The organism is Candidatus Limimorpha sp., assembly GCF_056203535.1.
In genome coordinates this window covers 1-22398 of record NZ_JBADWU010000023.1, presented here as the reverse complement: position 1 = coordinate 22398, position 22398 = coordinate 1, and the positions used below count along the sequence as shown (strand labels likewise).

Here is a 22398-nt window from a genome sequence, read left to right as displayed (position 1 = left end):
CGGACTTTACAATCTTGGTAAGTTGCTTGCGCTCCGTTGCAGACAGACTTACCTCGTACTTCTGGATAGGCATAATCGTATCGTGTTGTATGTGACGCGGCAAAGATACGATTATTCTTTGTTTTATGCAATATTTAGATGTTACAAAGTACTAGGCTTCAAATACTGGCACACACATTCCAACTATAAGACCGAACATCTGTACGAAGAAAAATACCTACCCTTGCTTGCCAAGGCTGAAGAACTCGGCTGTGCATTTTATGTTCATCCACATACGCCGGACGATGCCGATTTCAAGGACTTCGGATATGTGTATGCTGCACCGGGGCTTGGTTTCGGAGTGGACACCATCAAGACTTCATTAAGGCTGATTCTAAACGGAACATTCGATAAGTTCCCTAAACTGAGGATGATTCTTGGCCATCTGGGTGAATATTTCCCATTCATTATGGACAGGATAGACAACCGATTCTCATGGATAAAAGAGCCGGTAATAAAGATGCAACATCCAGTATCTTATTATTTCAAAAACAAGAATGTGGTAGTGACAACCAGTGGTCAGATGTCTACTGCGGCATTCGAATGTTGCAAGAATGTACTTGGCATAGATAGCATCATGTTCGGATCAGACTATCCATACGAGAACATGAAGGATATGGTGGGTTTCTATGAATCGTTGAATCTCAATGATGAAGAAAAAGAGAAACTCTTCCATTTGAATGCAGAGAAGTATCTGTTGCAGTGATGCTATTGAAATCATAAATAACCGGTTCTTGTTGCGCTATATAATTTAGCCAAATGAGAACCGGCTTTTTTATATAGTAAACAAAATTAGTCTTCTTATTAATCCGTTGCTTCGGCATCGTCATGCCCTTGGAGAATGGTGTCAGTAGCCTGATTTGCAGCTCATAGCCGGATGCTGAGTCGGTCGAAGTAGTTGAAATGAGAAGTTGATTTTGTAGTTTTATGAATAGTTACTTACTATATCGACACGCTTATCATTCCATAAACGGGTCGTTGACAAACCGCACGAAATCGCCGTGTTCAAAATAAACATAGCGGAACCAGCTGATTTCCTTGTTATTCTCATAGTTTTCCTTTCCGATGAGGTCGGTGAGAAACAATTCATAGAGTTTGCGGCATTTGTCGGTGCCGTAGTAGCGTTCGTTGGCAACCAGCAAAGGGTGTGATTTCAGACTTCCGATTTGGGAAAAGCAATCCATGAAAAATTCCGCAACTGTGAAAAACTCAATGCCTTGCTCGTCGCAAAAATATTGCACCGCGCTCAGAGGATGACATGCATCAGCCGAGCAATGCGCATCCCAATAGTAGACAATCACTTTGTCGTATTGCGAGATGCATTTTTTCAGTTGCTCTCCGCTAATTGCGTACACCAAGCTGTCGTTCTCAAGGCCGCAGATTGAGGCGTTTTCCGAAGTCCAAACCACTTTTTGCTGTTCCTCTTTGCTCAAATCCCTTTCAAAATGCGTTCTGATGCCTACAAGAGCAATCATGCGGCAACATTGGGTGAACAATAAAAGCAGACCTATAGCCAATAAGGGAAATGCTAATAACTTGTTTTTCATAATAATAGAATTTATTGTTTGTATTTATTGTTCCAACACCCGATAAACTCGCAAATCAAATTGTTATTGTATAGACTCATTGATTTCTATTTCCAGTCAGCCATTCCAAGCTGAAATTGTAGAATACCATTTCGTAGTTGTTTGCGTCGCCTTCCTCGACATAAAGGCCGATGGTGCCATCCTTCAGGACGCAAAGCGACGAATAGGCCGAAGAGTAAGGCACTATGCAGCGGCTCGAATTCCAAGGCCATCTCTTCCCTTCGTCGTAACTGACATATACGCGTACATCTTTTCGGCTGTCACCGTAAGGCAACGACTGCAAAAGCAAGCCGTTTTCATTTCCTTGCATTTCAAACTGATAGCGGATAATGTCGCCGTTGCAGGCTGGAGCCTTTAGGTCGTCCCAAACCGAGACTTCGGCTTGCCAAGTGAGGCCGCCATCTTTTGAGATGTTGTACCAGCGTTTTTCGCCGTGGCGGATACTCATCAAGATGCTGCCGTCGGCAAGTTCAACCACTTTGGCCTCGTCGCCGCCCACCGAAGCACGGCCCGAAATGTGCCAGGTCGCGCCTTTGTCGTCGGAGTAGAAAAGATAATTGTTTAAGGTGTAGGCCTCGTTTTCGCGCATGGCGGCGACAAACATGATGCGTCCCGAACGGGTCAGCAGTCCATTGCCCGAAGCGAAGAACCCGCCCAGCCATTTTTGACGAACAGCATCTTCACAGTCATCGCCGTGAATGAAATGCGTGATGTCTTTTGGCTCCGACCAGTTCAGGCCGTTGTCGTTGCTCAACGACATGTAAAAACGGTTCGGGTTGCTTGGCGTGGAAGCCCAAAGTCCGGCACCGCCGACGAAAACCGCCATCAATCCGCCTTGATTGTCGGTCTTCACCAAAGCCGCGTCGCCGAAGCCTTTGCCAAAACCTTCGCCTTGTGCAATTGTGTAAGGCTCGCTCCAGGTGTGGCCGCCGTCGTGACTGACGTTGCACACTACATCAATGTCTTCCGGCAAGTCGCCCTGATTGTTTTTGCGGCGGTCGGTCGTGGCCACTAACGAACCGTCAACTGCGGTGATGATGGCCGGAATGCGGTAGTTTTTTGAGCCGTAATCGCCAGGTTTATAAAGCGTTGTGCGTGCCAAGAGAATTTCTCGGCCTTGATTTGCCTCATCATTGATGATTTGAAATTCACCGTCATCAGTCAACAATATTTGGGGCTGAACCCGAATCACGTTGCCTTCCTGCGCCTTTGCCGACACGTTGCAAGTCAGCCAAAGATGGTTTTTGCCCTCATGCAGTTTACCTCGCAGCAGGATGTCTGTGTTTTGTTTTTTTGGAAGGATTGCACTTATTAATATAGCGTTTTCTGGATGTCTTTCGTCGAAACGGCTCAAAGTGCCGGTCGAGAACATTTCCATTTTCTCGATGTCTGTCAAGTCGGTTTTGCACAAATCGAGCCTCAAGGCCTTTAAATTCGTTTCCGAATCGGCGGTTACGGTCAAATGACAAAGGAGTTCATGCCGGTTGCCATGTCCTGTGAAACGGGTGTCGTTATCAACATGCACATCAATGATGCCGCCGAAGGCGGAAGAAGGTTGAAACAGGTAGGCTAAAAACAGCCCAAAAACAAATAAACGGTGTTTTTTCATCTCTGAAACGCTTAAAAATGCCATAAAAACGATACAATTTTAGAAAAATATCACAAAAATAAAACTTTTTCTTTTGCTATTCATTTTTTTTATATTTTTGCGCACTCAAAGTTTTGAACACAAACTATTTAAATAACACTCAAAACAAACAAAAAAATGAAGAAGTTATTCTTATCAATGGGTCTTGCATGCCTGTTCATGGTTGCATGCAACAACGCTCCTAAACAGGAAGCAACAGAAGAAGCCATCGACTCAACAGAAGTAGTTGTTGAAGAAGTCGTTGAAGAACATGTTTGCCCAATGGCTCAGCTGAAGGGTGAATTCGAAAACTGGGCTAACCTCGATGAAGAAGGCCAAAAGGGTCTCGTCGCTAAGGCTATCGAAGTGTTCGGTCAGGAAGAAGAATCATGCTGCAACCACGAAGGTGAAGAATGCGAAATGACTGAAGAACAGAAACTTGAAATGGAAGCTATGATGGCAAAGCTTAACGATTGGAAAGCTCAATTCGCCAACATCGCCAACATGAGCCTCGAAGATCAGAAAAACCTCATCATGGCTCGTTTCGACATGATGAAGCCTTGCTGCCAGCACGCTGCTGAAGAAGCTGCTGAAACTGTAATTGAGGCTGTCGAAGAAGTTGTTGGTCAATAATAGCAACTGTTTTACAAACCAAAGGAAAGGCGACCAGAAGGCCGCCTTTTTTTTGCTTTGCTAAACGCAAATTATTGTAAGTGATCATGAATTGTTGAAAACTATAATTAGTTGTATGTCAGCTAATCCATAATAATTTATGGAATATTTGTGGCAATTTGTGTTCAACAGGAAATCAATGGCTAATGTTTTGATGGGTTGCAACTATTTTTTAGCGTTACTTAATCCTTTGGCATCAAATCAAGTGCGACGGGATTTATAAGGTGTTTTTTTCAATGATTCCTCATTTTGAATCCTTGAATTTCCTATTTTTGCAATTTATTATAATTTGCACGGAAAATGTACGCCTTCATCTCAGGTAAAGTAACGGAAAAGACCCCCGCCTACGTCGTCATCGACAACCACGGCATCGGTTATTTCATCAACATCACACTCAACACCTTCACCGCCATTGGCGAAAAGGAAGAAGTGAAACTTTACACGCACACCCAAATCCTTGAAGACGCACACAATCTTTTCGGTTTCTATTCGCAGAAGGAACGCGACCTTTTCGAACTACTCATCTCGGTTTCGGGCGTAGGCTGCAACACGGCTCGCCTCATCCTTTCATCGCTCACCGTCAGCGAGTTGAGCAACGCCATAGCCAATGACGATGCGAAGACCATCCAAAGTGTGAAAGGCATCGGCACAAAGACCGCGCAACGCATTGTCATCGACCTGAAAGACAAACTGAAGAAAATCGACGTGCAGACCGAAATTTTCAGCGTTCCAAACAATACAATCCGCGCCGAAGCGTTATCAGCATTGACAATCTTAGGTTTCAACAAAACCGCCATCGAAAAGGCATTGGACAAAATTCTCAAGCAGAATCCCGATGCCTCGGTTGAGGCTTTGATAAAAGAAGCTCTTAAAATATTGTAAATCATCGAATAATGAAAAATAGTTTGAAACTACATATTATTCCTCTTTTCGCCATAGCCCTCATCCTCATGGCAGGATTAGGCTCCGCCAAAGCCGAACAACTTCGTTATGATAGCCCTTATATGCTTGGCTTTTACGACGAGCCTGACACTACAAAGGTAATCTACCCGATTCCCACTGGCGGAACCCCTACTGAGAACCTTTTCAACAAGTCGCCCCTTTATCTCAGCGACCCAAGCAACATCACCGAGGAAATCATCTATGACCCGCTGACAGGTCAATATACTTTCAAACGTCGTGTCGGTGATTTCTATTTCGACGACCCTGCCACGATGACGCAAAGCGAATACCTTGAATATCAAAGCAAAAAAGGAATCATGGAGTATTGGAAGGAACGCCGCAGCCAAAACGCAAGGTCGACAACCAACGGCACATCCATCATTCCTCCGCTTTATGTGGGCGGCAAGGCTTTTGAAACCATCTTCGGCAGCAACACCATCGACATCCGCCCCCAAGGCTCCGTCGACCTCACCTTTGGCATCAAGCACAACTACCGCGAAGACCCATCGAAAAGCAAGCGCCTGCAACACACCACCAACTTCGATTTCGACCAGCAAATCCAGTTGAACGTGATGGCGAAAATCGGCGATAAAATCAATTTCAACATCAACAAGAACACTAAAGCCACTTTTACGTTTCAGGATAAACTCGATTTGAAATACGAGGGCAAGGAAGACGAAATCCTGCAACTGCTCGAAGCAGGTAACGTTAATTTTCCGCTGAACAGCACTTTAATCACTGGTACACAGCAGCTTTTCGGTATCAAGTCGAAACTGAAATTCGGTAACACCACCATTTCATCCATTGTTTCTTATCAGGAAAGCGAATCGCAAAACATTACCGTGCAAGGCGGCGCACAGACCAGCGAATTCAAATTCAGCTGCCTTGACTATGAAGAAAACCGACACTTCTTCCTCAGCCAGTATTTCAGAGACCATTACGAAGAGGCTCTTTCAACCCTGCCAACCGTAACTTCGAGCATCAACATCACGAAAGTCGAAGTCTGGGTGACAAATACCAACACATCGACGCAAGACACCCGTAACATCCTCGCCCTCACCGACCTCGGCGAAGGCCGCCCCGACTGGATTTACAACCCTGAAGTCGATCCTGCCAATACAGCGACCATTTTCCCACGCAACGCCGCCAACAACTTGCTCACGCGAATGGACACCCTGCAAATCCGCAACATCAGCGCGGTCACCAACTACATGTCGCACGACCCGTTGCGCATCGGCAAATCAGGCTACATGAGTTCGGGCCGCGACTTTGAGAAAATTGAAAACGCACGCCGACTCAGCTCGACGGAGTATAGCTTGAACTCGCAATTAGGTTTCATCTCGTTGAATATCAACCTCAATTCAAACCAAACCTTGGCTGTCGCCTACCAGTATACCATTGTCGGACAAGACGGTGTTTTCCAAGTCGGTGAATTTTCCGACCAGGGTATTACCACGCCTAAAGTGCTTGTGGCAAAACTTTTGAGAGGCACAACGGTCAACACCAAAATGCCTGTCTGGAACCTGATGATGAAGAACGTCTACAACATCAGGGCTTTCCAAATCAGCTCGAGTGACTTCATGCTGAACATTTTCTACAACGGCAACAGCAACAGCACGCCAATGGGTTATTTTACGGAAGGTCCTGAAAACGTGCAGTATAAACCATTGCTTCACCTGTTTGGCGTCGATAATCTGTCAACGCAAAACAACCCGGTTCCTGGTGGTGACGGTGTTTTCGACTTTATTGACCAAGCGGCGACACGAGGCGGTACTGTCAATTCATCCAATGGCCGAATTTATTTCCCTGTGCTGGAACCTTTCGGCAGCCATATCCGCAACAAGATTTTCCCGAATGATCCTGACCTTGCCAACAAATACGCCTTCGATTCGTTGTACACCACCACGAAGACTACAGCCGAACAGTATTCCGAAAAGAACAAGTTCACCATCAGCGGTTTCTATTCTTCGCAGTCGGGCAGCGAAATCAGCCTCAACGCCATGAATGTGGCGCAAGGTTCGGTTAATGTTACAGCTGGCGGCGTGCAACTTGTTGAAAATGTTGACTACACCGTCGACTACACCCTTGGCCGCGTCACCATTATCAACGAAGGAATCCTTAATTCAGGCACTCCAATCAACATTTCGTTGGAATCCAATTCAGGTTTCAGCGCCTTGAGAAAGACTTTCTTGGGAACCCGCATCGAACATGAATTCAATCCAGATTTCCGTGTCGGCGGTACTATTCTCTATTTGGGTGAAAAATCCTATACGCAGAAATTCCAGTACGGCGAAGAAGCCATTGCCAACACCATCTATGGCGGCGACATCAGCTACCACACTGATGCCCGATGGCTCACCAATTTCATTAATAAGATTCCAGGCATCAGCACCAAAGCTCCGTCGCGCATCAACGTCGACGGTGAATTTGCACGCTTCATTCCTGGACTTTCCAGATCGGCAAGCGAAAGAGGGACTTCCTACGTCGATGACTTTGAAGGCGCCAAATCGACCATCGACTTGAGATTGCCTATGGCATGGAAACTCGCCAGCACGCCGCAAAACCAGCACGATATGTTCCCTGAAGCCGCCGGCGGAACAGGTCTCGCCTACGGCAAAAACCGTGCAAAACTGGCTTGGTACACCATTGATAATTCCGTATTCTACAATACCAACAACACTTACCGACCCAATAACATTGACCAAAACGAACTGTCGAAAAACGCTGTGCGTCAGGTGCTTGAAACTGAAATCTTCCCAACCAAAGACATTGAGACAGGCACACCGACCAATGTCTCAGTCCTCAACCTTGCCTACTATCCAGAGGAACGGGGACCTTACAACTACGATGTCGTTTCCACACCTTATTCGGCGGGTATCGATGAAAACGGCAATCTGAACAATCCTGCAAGCCGTTGGGGCGGTATCATGCGCAGAATGGAATCAATCGACTTTGAGGCAACCAACATTGAATACTTGGAATTCTGGTTGATGGATCCTTTTGCCGATGAAGAATACCAAAACAACCCCGGTAAACTTTACATCAACTTTGGTGACATTTCGGAAGATATTTTGCGCGATGGCCGCAAATTCTACGAAAACGGTTTGCCAGTTTCGGAAGTGGTTGAAAATGTCGACACCACAATCTGGGGACGTGTCCCGACCATGCAAGACCTTGTCGGAACCTTCAACAATGAATCGGATGCCCGTCAGTTCCAGGATGTTGGTTTCGATGGCTTGAGAGACGTGGACGAAAGGTCGTTCTTTAAAGACACCTATTTAGATATTATTGCAGACCGTTTTGGCGTAGCATCGGAAGCCTATACAAAAGCCCAAAACGACCCGTCAAGCGATAACTTCCATTTCTACAGGTCGTCGGATTGGGACAGATCCGATGAAGTTGAACACCGTAGCATTTTGGCACGTTACAAACACTTCAACGGTCCCGATGGCAACTCGCCTTCCGACACCCAGCGCACCGAAAGCTATACGACCAGCAACACCTCTTTGCCTGATGCCGAAGACATCAACGATGACAATACTTTGAGTGAGTCTGAACGCTATTATCAATATGTCATCGATCTTGATCCTGCCAAGATGCAGAATCCGGGACAAAACCACATTGCCGACATTTTCGAGGCTCGCAACATCTCCTTGCCAAATGGCGAAATCGGGTCTGTGAAATGGTATCAGTTCCGCATTCCGATTAAGCAACCTGACAAAGTCATTGGCCGCATTGATGACTATTCGTCGATTCGTTTCATGAGAATGTTTGTCCGTGAATTTCAGCGTCCTATCGTATTGCGTTTCGCCACTTTGGATTTGGTAAGAGGCGAATGGAGATCTTATTCACACAACATTCAGGCTCCGGGCGAATACCAGCCCAACGACATTGCAAACGAAACCACTTGCGATATTTCCGCAGTCAACCTTGATGAAAACAGCCGCCGCGATCCTATTCCATACGTCATTCCTCCTGGGATTCAGCAGGAACAAGTCATTGGAACGACAGCCGTTACAAGAATCAACGAGCAATCGCTCCAGATTACCACGAAGAATCTTGTCGATGGTGATGGGCGTGCCATTTACAAGACAACCGATTTCGATTTCCGGCAATACAAATACCTGAAAATGTTCATCCATGCCGAATCGGCAGGTGAGACTTCTGAAGACTTGCAAGACCAAGACATTTCGGTGTTCATTCGCTTGGGTACTGACTTCACCGAAAACTATTACGAATACGAAGTGCCTGTGAAAGTGACGCCTTGGGGAACGTCATACACGAATAAGGAAGGAATCTGGCCTGAAATCAACAACATGGAAATCTTGTTGGAAGACTTGGTTCAAGTGAAACAGAACCGTAATGCCGCCATGAATCAGCCCGGAAGCGATGTGAAGCTGAATTACATCTATTCGGAAAAGAAGAAAAAAGGTACCGTCGATGGCAAGGATTATTACCATACCATCAAAGTGATTGGTAACCCGAGCATTAGTGATGTGGAAGCCATGATGATAGGTGTGCGCAACCCGAAACGCCAAAATGCCGAAAGCACTGACGACGGTCTGGCAAAGAGTGCCATAGTTTGGGTCAATGAATTGCGTCTCACTGACCTCAGTAGCAATGGCGGTGTGGCTGGCACCGGACGTGTCGAAGCTACTTTGGCCGATCTGGGTAGAGTCTCATTCAGCGGTTCCTACAGCTCGGCAGGTTTTGGCGCCTTGGACAGCGACATCTGTAGCAACGATTTCACCCAAAATTCATCATTCTCCATCTCCACTGACTTGGATTTGGGTAAATTTGTTGAAAACACTGGCCTCAAGCTTCCCGTCCATGTCGATTATGGAAAGACGACCATTACGCCGAAATACAATCCTTTCGACCCAGACATCAAGATGAAGGATGCCCTTGATGCCCTGAACAGCCAAGAAGAGCGCGATGCCTTGACTTCAAACATCCACGACCTTACCAAATACAAGAACATCAACTTTATGAATGTCCGCAAGGAACGTGTCCAAAAGAGAAACAAGAAAGGTGATGATGAGGAAGAAAAAGGGAAGGAATCAAATAACAGGGATCCTAATAGAGCCATGGGTAGACAAAGGAACATGCCAAAGGTTCATATCTACGATATAGAGAATTTCAACTTGTCGTTTGCATATAGCGAGACCTATCAGGAAAATCCCGACATACAGTATTCGTCCATCAAGACCTATCGTGGCGGAATCGGCTATAATTACTCAGGCAATCCGAAAAACGTTACGCCGTTTGCCAAGGCAAAATGGGCTTCGAAGCCTTCCATGCAGATATTTAAGGATGTCAATTTCTATTTCCTGCCAAAGAGCCTTACCTTCAATACGGAAATGTACCGTTACTATTCTGAAAGGCAGTTGCGAAACAAGAGCGGTGGCGACATTATCCTCAATCCGACCATTTCAAAGCAATGGGACTGGACCCGTGACTATAACCTCCGTTATGACCTCACCAAAGCCTTGACTTTCGAATACTCGGCTCAAGTGCAGGCCTACATCTACGAGCCGGCCGGTCAACTTGACAAGAGTTCTCCCGATTGGTCTTATCAGCGCGACACCATCAATAGGGAGCTGAGGAAATTAGGCTCAACGTCACGTTATCAGCAAAACGTTTCGGCAAGCTACACCTTGCCTATTAATAAGATACCGATTTTCAATTGGGTCAATGCAAGCGCCAGTTATCAAGGCACCTATTTCTGGACGGCCTCGGCGCAATCCATCCAGGCAAGGTTGGGTAATCAGATCGAAAACACGAACAGCATTTCCGGTAATGCCAACCTCGACTTCACCAAATTGTATAATAAGGTGCCGTATCTCAAGAACCTCGCCAATGCCCGACGCAACAACAACAACGGCAAGAATGCCAAGCAAGGCAAAGGCAAAGAGGAAGAAGAGGGCAAGGAAGGAAAAGAAGAACAAGTTTCGGATTCGACTAAGACGCAGAAAAAAACTAAGGCGAACATCGGCAAAGTGATAGGCGACAATGCTTTGCGTGTCGTGACGCTTGTCAAGAAAGTGTCAGGAACCTATTCGCAGACCAATGGACAAGCATTGCCAGGCTTCATGCCTCAGCCGCAATGGATAGGTATGGATAATGCCAGAAGCTGGTCGCCAGGTGTCGGATTCGTTTTCGGCAGCAACAGGGAGATTTATCAAAGAGCCGTTGATAACGGTTGGCTCACCACCGATTCGATTCTCAGCAGCCCATACACGAGAAGAAAAACCGAGACTATTAATTATCGTGTCAACACAGAACCGCTTCCTGGCATCAAGATCGACTTTACGGGAAACCGCACCTACAGCGAAAGTTACCAGCATTATTTCCGTGCCAACGAATACGGTCAGTTTGAGACCTTCACACCAACCAATGGCGGTAACTTCACCATGTCGTACCTGATGCTGAAAACCTCCTTCACAAGCGAATACAACGACAAATCGGAAGGTTCGCCCTTGTTCGACAAATTGTTGAGTAATAGAAAAATCATTGCCGAACGTATTGCCAATGGCAATGACCAATGGGTGCATCAAGTCAATAATTATTTGTACGATAGTGTGGCAGGAGACTACTTCCCGCAAGGCTATAATTCAGGTGCAATGGAGGTCTTGATGTATTCATTCATTTCGGCTTATACGGGCAAGGATGCCAAGACCATGAAACTGACTCCGTTCCCATCCATTCCGTTGCCAAACTGGACACTCTCCTACAATGGCTTGACCAATATCCCAGCCGTCGGCAAATTGTTCAAGACTGTCAACATTTCGCATTCCTACAAGTCGAACTATGCCATAAGCTCGTGGGCAACGAATGTGTACTACGACGAGCACAACACCATTCAGCCATTTGAAAATTCGACCAACTTCATTCCGAAATACGACATCCAGCAGATGGTTCTTAACGAACAGTATCAGCCTCTTATCGGTGTCGATTTGGGTCTGCAGAACTCCATGACCGTCAACTTCCAATTCAAGAAATCACGCACTTTGACATTGAGTTTCACCAACAACCAGCTTACCGAAGTAAACGGCAGGGAAATTGTCATCGGAACTGGTTATCGTATTAAGAATTTGTCGTTTACCGTTACATCTCTCACTGGCGATGGCAAAGGCAAGACGCTCAAGAACGACCTTGTGCTCAAGCTTGATTTAGGATTCAAGCGCGATAAGACCATCTTGCGCCGCATTGACGAGAACAACAATCAGGTGTCGGCTGGTCAGAACAAGATAAATATTTATCTCACAGCTGATTACACTTTCAGTCAACGCTTGAGCGGACAGTTCTTCATCAAGCACGACATGAGCAATCCGTTTGTCTCAAATACCTATAAAACCTCACAGACATTCGGCGGCATTACGCTACGTTTCAGCCTTGCACAATAAATTTACAGTAAAATGCAGCAGATGAATTAAAATTATGTATTTTCGCAGCCAGAACATTAACACTAATAAATAATAAAAATGAACATTCCAGCAAACTTAAAGTACACAAACGATGACGAATGGATTCGTCTCGAAGGAGAATTCGCTTACATAGGCATTACCGATTACGCACAACACGAACTCGGTGACATCACTTTCGTTGATGTTGTCCCAGACATCGTTGGCGACAACCTCGATGCAGAAGAAGAATTTGGCGCTATCGAAGCCGTTAAGACAACAGCCGAACTGCTGATGCCTGTCGGTGGCGAAATCGTTGAAGTCAACGAAGCCATCCTCGACGAAGAAAACGCAAAACTCGTCAACAGCGATCCTTACGGCGAAGCCTGGATCATCAAGATTAAGGTGAACAACGTTGCCGACCTTGACAACCTCCTTGATGCAGCCGCCTACGAAGCTAAGATTGGATAATACACCCGTCTTGGAAAAGCTGACAAGAAATATCTACCCGGGACTCTTTTGTGGAATCGTAATACTGATTCTGACAGGGCTTCCGGGTTCTTGTTTTCCACGCGTCAAGCCCACTATCGGTTTGGACAAAGTGGCTCATATTGCTATGTATGCAGGATTCGCTTTCCTGTCGATATGGGGCTATCGTGAACCGTTTTCCCATAAAGACAAGAATGGAAAACGTAAATCGTTGATTCTGACATTTTTAATAAGCATTGCATTTGGTGCTTTGACCGAAATTATGCAAGAAACCATCTGCTATCAACGCACTGGAAGTGTTTACGATTTCATTGCCGATGTCATCGGAAGTCTGCTTGGAATTGCATTTTTCGCATTTTTACAAAAAAAGAAAAATAAAATTGCTGTATAGCGCGTTTTGTAATCAAATAATTACTACTTTCGCAACGCAAATAATAGCATAAATTTAAAAGACATATAACTATGGAAGAGAAAAAGTCACCTAAAGCAAATCTTGAGAACAAGAAACTGATGTTCATACAGATAGGCTTAATCATCAGCTTAGCTGTAGCATGGGCTGTATTTGAAATGAAGAGCTACGACAAACGCGAAATCGACGAAAGTCTGCTCCGTTCAACAGAATTATTGGACGAAGAAATGGTGGAAATCACCAAACAAGAGGAACCAAAACCACAGCCAGTGGAAATGCCAAAACAGACCACTCAACTGGAAATCGTTGAAGACGATGTTGAAGTAGAAGACATTGAAATCAACGCTGAAATGGACCAGAACGAAGTCGTTGAAGAGTATGTCGCTCCTGAAATCGAAGAAGAAGAAGTCGTCGAACAGGAAATCTTCCAAATCGTGGAAGAGATGCCTTCGTTCCCAGGCGGCGAACAGAAACTTTTGGAATACGTTGCCAAGAACGTGAAATATCCTCAGATTGCCCGTGAAAGCGGCATCAAGGGCCGTGTGTTCATCAGCTTCGTTGTCGAACCTGACGGCTCAGTTTCAAATGTAAAGGTGCTCCGTGGTATCGGCGGCGGTTGCGATGAAGAAGCTATGCGCGTCGTGAAATCGATGCCTAAATGGAAACCTGGCAAACAGCGTGGTAAGGCAGTACGTGTTTCTTACATGCTGCCAGTAAACTTCCAGCTGCAATAAAGAATAGAGTTTTAGAATTGTTTTTGAAAAAAGGACGCACCTCGGAAAGTGCGTCCTTTTTCTATGCTTGATAACTTATTGTTTTTGAGAAAATGAATCAGTCAGAAATCTCACATTAATCTTTTCTGTTCTTTGCTATGCACCAACAAACGCAAAGTGAATCGTATGTTTACTCAGATTTTTCAACGGAAATCAGCGAGAGAAGAATAACTGTGCTGCTGATGGAACACCAGTTCAAATAGCGTAATATTTGATTCAAAAAACAGTGGGGAAGTGCATCAACAGTGTGAGAAGTGTCATTTTATAATCGTAATCGAACCTTGCAGTTTCATGGTTTCCTCACCTTCCAAGCCTTGGAATTTCACTTCGCAGACATAAAAATAGGTGCCGTCAGGACACGGCTGATTGTTATGGCTGTTCTTTCCATTCCAATTAATCATAGGTTCCGAGGTCTCCAAAAGCACATTGCCCCAACGGTTAAAAATCACCATTTTCACATGATTAATGACCGATAATTGGGCATGAATCGGAACGAACAAATCATTATAGCCATCGCCATTGGGCGTGAAGACATTGGGCAATTCGTAAATTGGACAAGTCTCATAATCAACGCAAAGTGTGTCGGAGGGCTGTGACTGATTCCCCTTTACATCAAATGCAACCACATAATAGCAGCCCACAACCGATGTGATTTCCTCGTGCAAGTATTCCGTTACCGTCGGATTGTCGATTTTCGTCAAAAGCTTAAAATCATGCTGCAGTGATGTCGTGTGATAAATATGGAAACCTGCTAAATCTTCGTCTTGTATCTTCTGCCAAGTCAGCAGATTGGACACGGCATCGCAATCGGTTTCTATCTCAAGAATCGGTCGCTCAGGTGGTTCGTTATCGTTTGGCGTGGCGCTAACAATCGCCGAATAGTTCATCAACGGACTCACAATTCCATCCAATGAATAATGGCCGAAAGTGCAGACGTAATAACTGTAACTTCTATCGTTTTCCAAAGGACTATCAACAAAATTCATTTGTGCTGTTGTCGCAATCTTTACAAAACGGTTTTCCTGTTGGCGGAAAATCTGCGTGCTGTCGATAATCCAAGGCACGTTCTCAGTCCATTGTAAAGTCACTTTTTCATCACCGCCAGTCGCTGTCAGGAAAACGGCTGATGCAAATGCGCTTTCACCCAGTGTTTGTTGTTGTGCATCGTTCATTTCCACTTGATAGCTAAGATTTTGCAACAAGGCCAGATTAACTGAGTTATCCATGAAAACGGTATCATTGCCGGAATAAACGACAGATGCGGCACCGTCCAAATTGCGTTTCAACTGATAATGGAAAGGTGGCGTATACTGTGCATCAATATCAGTTGGCTTGACCCATTTTATCAGGACATGACCCGAAGACAAATCTTCGGGATTGTTGCTTACTTGGGTCATCAAAGGCAAATCGTTTTTCAGCGAAACGCAAACTGCATCACTCACCTTGCTTTCGGCGCCATCGTGGAAAACGGCAACTATTCTATAGCAATAAGTTGCGCCTTGTGCCAAGTTAAAATCAGTAAATGAAGTGGATGAAATGTCAGTAATCTCAGCAATCATTTGAAATCCAGGACGAATGCCCGTCTCGCAAGCATCAGGTTCATAACCATCGCAACCGATTTTCCGATAAATGCGCAGTGCCACAGCATGTTGACAAGCGTAAGGCGACCATGAAAGTTGTATGTCGTTGCCTTGCGCTGAGCCGAATAAATCCATCACTTTCGGTCCGATGACCGTAACACTCACCGTTTTCACATTTGTCAAACTCACGGGATGGCCATTGTCTTTGGCATGAAAAACAAGCTGATATGGAGCATGGCGTACATGCGAGCAATCCGTGTTCCAAATGAAATCGAAAGACGGATTCAAGCCGATTGCTGTTTCGGGATCCATCATGGCGGGATTGTTTGTCAACTCAAACGGTGCGCCGGAAGCTGTCAGTTCCACACTATTATTATTGGGATCGGAGGCCGAAACAGAGAAGAAAAGCTGCTGGCCGGCTTCAACGCAAGTGTCATTCAGACAATGGATTTCTGGCAAATCATTGTCGCAAGCTGCAATCAGGATTTGCATGTCGCGAATGACGGAGCCGATTTTCACGCCGCCGCGCCATTCCTCGACAATGAAAGCCACATTGTATTCGCCTTGTAACATCGGGTTCTCCCAATGCAATTCGCCCGTCACAGGATCCATCTCAAAGGTTGATGAGGCTTGTGGATAAGTGAAACTCGGAATATCCTCGCCATTGAAGCCTTTGCAAGGCAACAATCTGTAACTCAGGCTGTCGCCGTCGGGGTCGTATGCCGCAGGGTTATGAAGATAAAGTTTTCCAACGCAACCTTTGTCGACGGGCGCATTAAGCAACTGGACGGAATTGTTGTTGCCAAGGAAAGGATTAATGACCAGTTCGGTCTCAATATACATAGGAATTGTGACGGAATTCTGAATATTGACCACGCCATAATTTCGGTTTGCATCCTCCATGCTGATGACGTATGTGCCAGCCGAAGAATAATCGTGACGCATTTTGTAGATGTTGAGCGTATAGTCGTCGCCTAAATTCTGCATCACGACACGCGGCACATAGTCCTGAAAGCCGTCGCCCCAATTCATCAGAAGGGAATCGCGTTGTAAGCCTGCCGGACTTGGCGAATAAGTGTAGCAAGTCAGCGTAAATTCGTATGCATTGCCACCAAGCCACTTATAGGTGATTTCGGCCGCACGCTGATGTGTTGCCATTGCCGGAAAAGCAAAAGCAAACATCAGAACTAAGACTGTAAATAGTTTACGCTTCATTTGCAACAATCCTATTTGGAGTGCAAATGTAGTGTTTTTTTGGGAAACCCCGTTTATTTCTTCATAACAGTTTATTTTTGGCTACAGAGGCACTAATTTCATTTATTCTTTCCGACTTGATATTTATGCCAATCGTCATCTTTTTCCACAAAATTTACAAATGAAATGCCGCAAAGTTTACAAATGAAATACAGCAAAATTTATAAACGAAATGCCACAAAATTTACAAATGATGCAGCAAGTCAAATATTATTTTGTATTTTTGCAGCGTTTAATTTCAATGAATTATGAATTATTTACCACGTGTTGCCGACAAGTTGTTGCAAGATCGTTTAGATGCTATGGGCGCAGTCCTAATTGAAGGTCCAAAATGGTGTGGAAAAACCACGACAGCCGAGCAAAAGGCTAAAAGTATAATAAAGATGCAAGACACTGCCCATAGAGAACAGTATCTGATGGCAGCCTCAACCCTGCCCACTATTCTGTTGGAAGGTGAAACACCCCGTTTGATTGACGAATGGCAAGACGCGCCAATGCTATGGGACGCTGTGCGGACCCTTTGCGATGAGCGTGGCGGCACACCAGGGCAATTCATTCTCACTGGAAGCAATGCGGTGGATGAGAGAAACATTCACCATAGTGGGACTGGCCGCATCACACGCATGGAAATGTACCCCATGAGTCTTTGGGAGTCATGTGAAACAAACAGTTCGGTATCATTACGGCAGCTATTTGACAACCCTAAAGGTCAAGTCTTTAGCAAATCAGATTTAGATATTGAATCGTTAATTTTTGCTGCTTGCAGAGGTGGATGGCCAGCCAGCCTAAAGGGAGTGACAAACAAGGCAAAGCTGTTTGTGGCGGCAGATTATGTCGCTTCGGTTTATGAAAAAGATATTTCTCGTGTAGATGGCACTGCCAGAAACCCAAAATTGGCGAAACAAATATTGCGCTCGTATGCAAGAAACATTTCCACACTCGCCAAAACATCGTCTATGCTTGCCGATGTGACGCATTCTGGCAACATTGAGTGCAGCCGTCCGACTTTCGACAATTACGTGAGTGCCCTTGAAAAGCTCTTCGTCATCAACGATATTGACGCATGGTGTCCGGCAATACGTAGCAAGTCGGCTATACAAAGCAGTCCCAAGCGAGCGTTCTGCGACCCCTCGATAGCAGTCGCTTTATTAGGCATGTCGCCCGAATCCATGAAAAATGACCTAAAAACATTCGGATTCATCTTTGAGCAATTGTGCATCCGTGACTTGCGCGCCTATTCTCAATATTTGGGAGGAGACATTTCCTATTACCATGATCGTTATGGCCTTGAAGCCGATATTGTTCTACATTTGGCAGATGGCAGATATGCCTTGGTTGAATGTAAATTAGGAAGTGGAGAAATTGAAGCAGGCGCGGCACATTTAGTTGAAATCAAAAACTTGATAATGGAGCATAACAAGGCAGAAAAGCAAATGCCCATTAGAATCCCTGACTTGTTGATTATCCTGACAGGCGGCGAATTCGGATTCACCCGCTCCGATGGTGTCAAAGTCATCCCAATTGGATGCCTCTGCCCTTAGTATTTTTGGCTGTAGAGGCATGTTTTTTCGTTCAGACAGCCAAAAACGATGATTATTTTTGGCTATATGAGTGAATTTTCATGGGCATATAGCCAAATTTAAAGATTTTCATTCCAGATTACATTGTATTAACTTGAACAAAAAAAAAGCTGCCCCTGCCGCCTTCCTATGGCATTTTTATGAGAAGTTATCCAAAAAACCAGAAACATTCATTACTGGAATATCCGACATTTTGAAACCTTTTTCATCACGCGTCAATATGAAATCAACTTCTTCACGCTTGGCAGCGAAATACTGCACTGCATCCTCAAAATCAGCAAAATCACCATTTAGCGCTTGCTCAACACACCATTCCCAATCTTGGTGTCAACAAAAAGTTTCATCACGAGTACTTTTCCAGCAAGTATGTTTCCTTTTCAGCTTTCCAATCGTCAGTAGCGTTGGCGTCAGAAAGGCTTCCCGCCAATTCCATTACTTCCTTTGAAATTTCGCGGTTGCGCACATTGTCTGTTTTTCCCATAGCGAATTGCAACAGGAAAGACTCAATCACAGACGACAGATCCAAGCCGTGGGCTTGAGCGTAGAGATATGCCCTGTTAAGCGTTTGACTGTCAATATGTAGGTTAGCTGTTTCAAACATAATTTCATATTTTTTTGCAAAAATACACACTTTTCCTTTTTCATGCCACAATATGACAAAAAAAACCGATTGACTAAATCTAAAAATGGAAAATCAAAGTTCAGACAGCCAAAAATAAAGATTTTCATTCCAGATTACATTGTATTAACTTGAACAAAAGAACCGCATCCGAAGTAATCGGATGGCCCTTTTGCACTTGGTCGAGAAGAACGGCATTGATTAGCGGACAAGGTCATAGAGCATGGCACCTTCGACAACCTGGGCTGTCCAATCAAAAATCTCATCCCGTTCATTCAGGATGGTGTCTCTTCGAGAGTCATTTGGACAAAAAAAACGAGGGGCCGACAGGCTGGGATTCCCGACAGCCCCTCCAAAAGCTTTTCTTTCCTTTTAATCAGTACTCGAAAAGACCGGCCAAGGTACGATAGAGGACTTGCTTAATGCTCTTTTACAACCTTTCCAATTCATTGGCTCTTTCGATGGAAATGCCAAGTCTGATGCGTGTCTTTTCAAGGTATTTGCGTTCTCTTTGGCTAATTCCATCGTAATCTTTTCTGACTTCCCTAACCTCGTCAAGATACTCCTTTTCTTCATCGGTGAGTTGGGGTTGACAAATTGACGCTTCAATTTCTGCCGCCCTGCTTTCCGAAATGCCCAATCTCATTCGGGTCTTTTCAAGGCGTTTTCTTTCCTTGGGGCCTATCTCATCGTAATCCTCGATAGTTTCTTTGACTTCGTTGAGATATTCTTGTTCGTTGCTGGAAAAGTTTGTTCCATTTTGCATGGATGGCAGGAATTGTGATTGCAAATAAACTTTTGAGCCAATTTTGACATCTTCGGGTTGGATGCCATTGATAATCAAGCCACAGTTATCACCACTTTCTGCACCATCCAAAATCTTGTTAAACATTCCTACACCTTCAACGGTTGCGCTTTGCGCATTTCCTTGAGCATCGACAATTACGATTCTTGGGTCTTTAGAAACTTCGAGAATACCTGAACTAACTTGACCCGTTAATACAGCCTTCCCCTTCCATTGATAGACACCTTCAATCGGCATTGAGAATTTGTCATGTAACCGTTTAGCAAATTCAAGTCGTTCTTTTTCCGTCCGTTCTGAAGGATTTCCTCCTCCATTCATTTTCAGAATTACATCATCAGTCAATTCTGGAACTTCATTAAACTTTGTTTCCATAGTATCAGTTCTTTTTATTGTGTTGGTGTTTTCTTCTGTCAATTCATTCAAAGGAGTAAACTCAACATGGATTGACCATTCTGTTTCCTTTGAGCTGCTAAATGTGGTGTCTTTTTCGCTGTTGTATGAGCCATTGACTTTCACCATCATATACTCGAAATTGGCTTTCACCTCGTCTTTCTCATTGCTCGACATCTGGCAGGTTTCGGAAGAAGAAATCTTATAAGTGTAATCAAGCATATTCCCATTAAGACGCTGCTTTATAAGGTCTTTCCATGCTGGATCAGAATCTAACCAAACCAAATCATCAGGGCAATAGGCTTTCTTCTTAGGGTCGAAATGCTGCACTCTTTCAACCTGCTGATGTGAAGAGCGAGTTCCATCATGTCTTGAGCTATTTCCATAACTGCCTCCAACATTAACGCCTTTCACACCGACATTAGCTTCAACATTCATGGAAGTGCCATAACCTTCGGAAACCGACATACCTTTGATGGAATGGAACGAAACCTCTCTTGCGCCAAGGCATTGAGCCAACCAACAAAATTCACGCACTTTCTCCATAAATAGCGTTTCTTCAGCATTTTTCATGGGGAAGTATTGCTCAGTCTTCACAGGATGAGCCATGTATAAACCTGGTTGAGGACGACCTAATGGAAACTCAATATCAGGCGGAAGTTGGTCAAGTGTAAAAATCCAATTTACCAATCGTTTGCTATCATCAATTAAAAATGTACCTGAAATTTGCTGTTTATTGCGTCCAATAAAAATGTATTTCCTTTGTTCATAATCAATAGTTTTGACAAAATCTTGATTCTTAATAATGGCATCTGTAATCCAGTTATATTGCTCAAAAACTTTTGAACTAATATATTCGTCTGAACTTGAAAGAAGATTGATACAGAAATTTCGTGCTTCATGATAATTATCAAGGAATAAATTGACATAATATAATTGCCAACAGGTATCGTCATCATAGCCGTATTCGTTACCATATATGCACAACAACGAATAAGCTGTTTTATATGTGTTCAAGGCTTCTTTATTTGCTTCATCCCAAATGCTAATATCATCATCTTCATCCTCCAAATCTATTCCTTTATTAACATACGATTTTGCCTTAAGAAACTTACAATACTTAATTATTTCCTCTGTATCTTCTTCATCTTCATATTCTTCAATTATTTCATCAGCGATTTCAATCGCTTCATCATATTCTTCATCATCATATGCCTCTTCAAGAAGATCTATATTGTTCGACAGCTCTTCATTTTCTTTATTTTCAATAACTTTTTTTGTGATACCCTTACTAATCAAGTAAGAAGCTCCACCTATGAGTAATTCTGTTAGCATAGATATTGTATTTAGTTATCCAATCCTTTCCACATCCAAATAAGCCATACTCAAAGCACCAATTCTTCGGATGTCAATTCCGTAAATCCGCATAAAAGCATCTTCTACAAGCTGGCCTCCGTTGGTTGAAACGGGATTGCTCATGCTATTGGAAACCACATCAACGGACATGCCTCTTTCAACTCTTCCTCCGTTGCCAACCTTACTGTTCTTAACTGTTACTCTGTATAATGGCATATTGAATCATTTTTGTTTCGCCTACAGCTTCCACAAACTCAGCATCATACATATACACAAGAAGGCTAGGAAACTGCTTTGATTCTATTTTCTGTTAGCAGGCTCTGGAACAACCTCGTAAAGAAAAATAGATACGTTCACCTAGCCTATATGCAATCAGAAAAACTGAAGGGCATTTCTAAATAAAACTCTTTGATATTCAGATAAATATTTGTATATTTGCCGAAAATTTGAAGAGAAAATGGACACATGCTAAAGGGCATACAGAAAGCTTGGCAACCAAGGATTATTTGATTCGGAAGAGAGGACATCCATGTTGTCCGCATTAGGGAATCCACTTGAGAGGCTTGCGGAAACGGTTGATTTCGAGATGTTCCGTGAGACATTGGAGACAGGCTTGTACCGTGAGCGTCTGACGAACGCAGGGGCAAAGCCATACGACTATGTGCTGATGTTCAAGATCCTTGTGCTGCAACGCATGTATAACCTGAGCGACGAGCAGGCTGAATACCAGATAGTTGACCGCACAAGTTTCAGGGACTTCCTAGGCCTGGCAAGCGGAGACAAAGTGCCCGATGCCAGAACCATCTGGGCGTTTAAGGAGCAGCTGACAAGGAAATCACTCTATGACAGACTCTTTGCAGATTTTGACAAGTTC

The 22398-nt window shown here is 44.3% G+C and carries 15 protein-coding genes; 9 read left to right on the top strand and 6 right to left on the bottom strand.

From position 1 onward, the window contains the following. A partial coding sequence (locus AC06MN_RS02630; protein WP_475670798.1) for an amidohydrolase family protein occupies positions 1-745 on the top strand: 745 nt, incomplete at its 5' end. A 253-nt stretch (positions 746-998) separates the two neighbouring features. Here AC06MN_RS02630 and AC06MN_RS02625 read toward each other — a convergent pair. Then, positions 999-1586 (bottom strand): hypothetical protein, encoded by a 588-nt coding sequence (locus AC06MN_RS02625; protein WP_475670797.1) that lies wholly within the window; start codon positions 1584-1586, stop codon positions 999-1001. Between the two features lie 76 nt (positions 1587-1662). Then, a complete protein-coding gene (locus AC06MN_RS02620) occupies positions 1663-3234 on the bottom strand; it encodes an exo-alpha-sialidase (RefSeq protein ID WP_475670796.1) in 1572 nt (523 codons plus the stop codon). 156 nt (positions 3235-3390) lie between these two features. On the opposite strand from AC06MN_RS02620, the gene AC06MN_RS02615 reads away from it, so the two are divergent. The 6 genes from AC06MN_RS02615 (at position 3391) to AC06MN_RS02590 (ending at position 13901) form a co-directional block, all read left to right on the top strand. Then, entirely contained in the window at positions 3391-3885 is a 495-nt protein-coding gene (locus AC06MN_RS02615; RefSeq protein ID WP_475670795.1) for a hypothetical protein, read from the top strand. A 339-nt stretch (positions 3886-4224) separates the two neighbouring features. Beyond that, positions 4225-4806 carry a Holliday junction branch migration protein RuvA gene (gene ruvA / locus AC06MN_RS02610; protein WP_475670794.1) on the top strand — a complete coding sequence of 194 codons (582 nt, stop codon included), beginning with the start codon at positions 4225-4227 and terminating at the stop codon, positions 4804-4806. A gap of 11 nt (positions 4807-4817) precedes the next feature. Next, the gene (sov, locus tag AC06MN_RS02605) at positions 4818-12272 is read left to right on the top strand and encodes a T9SS outer membrane translocon Sov/SprA (protein ID WP_475670793.1); all 7455 of its coding nucleotides are present in this window, start codon (positions 4818-4820) and stop codon (positions 12270-12272) included. A gap of 78 nt (positions 12273-12350) precedes the next feature. Beyond that, positions 12351-12740 (top strand): glycine cleavage system protein GcvH, encoded by a 390-nt coding sequence (gene gcvH, locus AC06MN_RS02600; RefSeq protein WP_475670792.1) that lies wholly within the window; start codon positions 12351-12353, stop codon positions 12738-12740. Between the two features lie 10 nt (positions 12741-12750). Continuing rightward, on the top strand, positions 12751-13149 hold the full coding sequence (locus tag AC06MN_RS02595) for a VanZ family protein (protein ID WP_475670791.1): 399 nt from the start codon (positions 12751-12753) through the stop codon (positions 13147-13149). Between the two features lie 71 nt (positions 13150-13220). Then, the gene (locus AC06MN_RS02590; RefSeq protein ID WP_475670790.1) at positions 13221-13901 is read left to right on the top strand and encodes an energy transducer TonB; all 681 of its coding nucleotides are present in this window, start codon (positions 13221-13223) and stop codon (positions 13899-13901) included. Positions 13902-14197: 296 nt separating this feature from the next. Here AC06MN_RS02590 and AC06MN_RS02585 read toward each other — a convergent pair whose 3' ends face one another. Next, on the bottom strand, positions 14198-16735 hold the full coding sequence (locus tag AC06MN_RS02585) for a T9SS type B sorting domain-containing protein (RefSeq protein ID WP_475670789.1): 2538 nt from the start codon (positions 16733-16735) through the stop codon (positions 14198-14200). A 287-nt stretch (positions 16736-17022) separates the two neighbouring features. Between AC06MN_RS02585 and AC06MN_RS02580 the strand changes: the two genes are divergently transcribed. Beyond that, positions 17023-18315, top strand: a complete 1293-nt coding sequence (locus tag AC06MN_RS02580; RefSeq protein ID WP_475670788.1) for an ATP-binding protein — start codon at positions 17023-17025, stop codon at positions 18313-18315. A 382-nt stretch (positions 18316-18697) separates the two neighbouring features. On the opposite strand, the gene AC06MN_RS02575 is transcribed toward AC06MN_RS02580, so the two are convergent. From AC06MN_RS02575 to AC06MN_RS02565, 3 genes are all read right to left on the bottom strand, one after another. Continuing rightward, positions 18698-18955, bottom strand: coding sequence for a DUF6364 family protein (locus AC06MN_RS02575; RefSeq protein WP_475670787.1), 258 nt, complete (start codon positions 18953-18955; stop codon positions 18698-18700). Between the two features lie 448 nt (positions 18956-19403). Next, positions 19404-21503 carry a hypothetical protein gene (locus AC06MN_RS02570; protein ID WP_475670786.1) on the bottom strand — a complete coding sequence of 700 codons (2100 nt, stop codon included), beginning with the start codon at positions 21501-21503 and terminating at the stop codon, positions 19404-19406. 15 nt (positions 21504-21518) lie between these two features. Continuing rightward, entirely contained in the window at positions 21519-21740 is a 222-nt protein-coding gene (locus AC06MN_RS02565; protein WP_475670785.1) for a DUF6140 family protein, read from the bottom strand. A 313-nt stretch (positions 21741-22053) separates the two neighbouring features. Here AC06MN_RS02565 and AC06MN_RS02560 point away from each other — a divergent pair. Then, positions 22054-22398, top strand: a 345-nt coding sequence (locus AC06MN_RS02560) for a transposase (protein WP_475670784.1), incomplete at its 3' end; no start/stop codon positions are given.

Coding starts and splice junctions, on each gene's coding strand:
- AC06MN_RS02565 (WP_475670785.1), bottom strand. CDS start 21,740: ATGCCATTATACAGAGTAACAGTTAAGAACAGTAAGGTTGGCAACGGA.
- AC06MN_RS02590 (WP_475670790.1), top strand. CDS start 13,221: ATGGAAGAGAAAAAGTCACCTAAAGCAAATCTTGAGAACAAGAAACTG.
- AC06MN_RS02585 (WP_475670789.1), bottom strand. CDS start 16,735: ATGAAGCGTAAACTATTTACAGTCTTAGTTCTGATGTTTGCTTTTGCT.
- AC06MN_RS02620 (WP_475670796.1), bottom strand. CDS start 3,234: ATGAAAAAACACCGTTTATTTGTTTTTGGGCTGTTTTTAGCCTACCTG.
- gcvH (WP_475670792.1), top strand. CDS start 12,351: ATGAACATTCCAGCAAACTTAAAGTACACAAACGATGACGAATGGATT.
- AC06MN_RS02570 (WP_475670786.1), bottom strand. CDS start 21,503: ATGCTAACAGAATTACTCATAGGTGGAGCTTCTTACTTGATTAGTAAG.
- AC06MN_RS02615 (WP_475670795.1), top strand. CDS start 3,391: ATGAAGAAGTTATTCTTATCAATGGGTCTTGCATGCCTGTTCATGGTT.
- ruvA (WP_475670794.1), top strand. CDS start 4,225: ATGTACGCCTTCATCTCAGGTAAAGTAACGGAAAAGACCCCCGCCTAC.
- AC06MN_RS02625 (WP_475670797.1), bottom strand. CDS start 1,586: ATGAAAAACAAGTTATTAGCATTTCCCTTATTGGCTATAGGTCTGCTT.
- AC06MN_RS02575 (WP_475670787.1), bottom strand. CDS start 18,955: ATGTTTGAAACAGCTAACCTACATATTGACAGTCAAACGCTTAACAGG.
- sov (WP_475670793.1), top strand. CDS start 4,818: ATGAAAAATAGTTTGAAACTACATATTATTCCTCTTTTCGCCATAGCC.
- AC06MN_RS02580 (WP_475670788.1), top strand. CDS start 17,023: ATGAATTATTTACCACGTGTTGCCGACAAGTTGTTGCAAGATCGTTTA.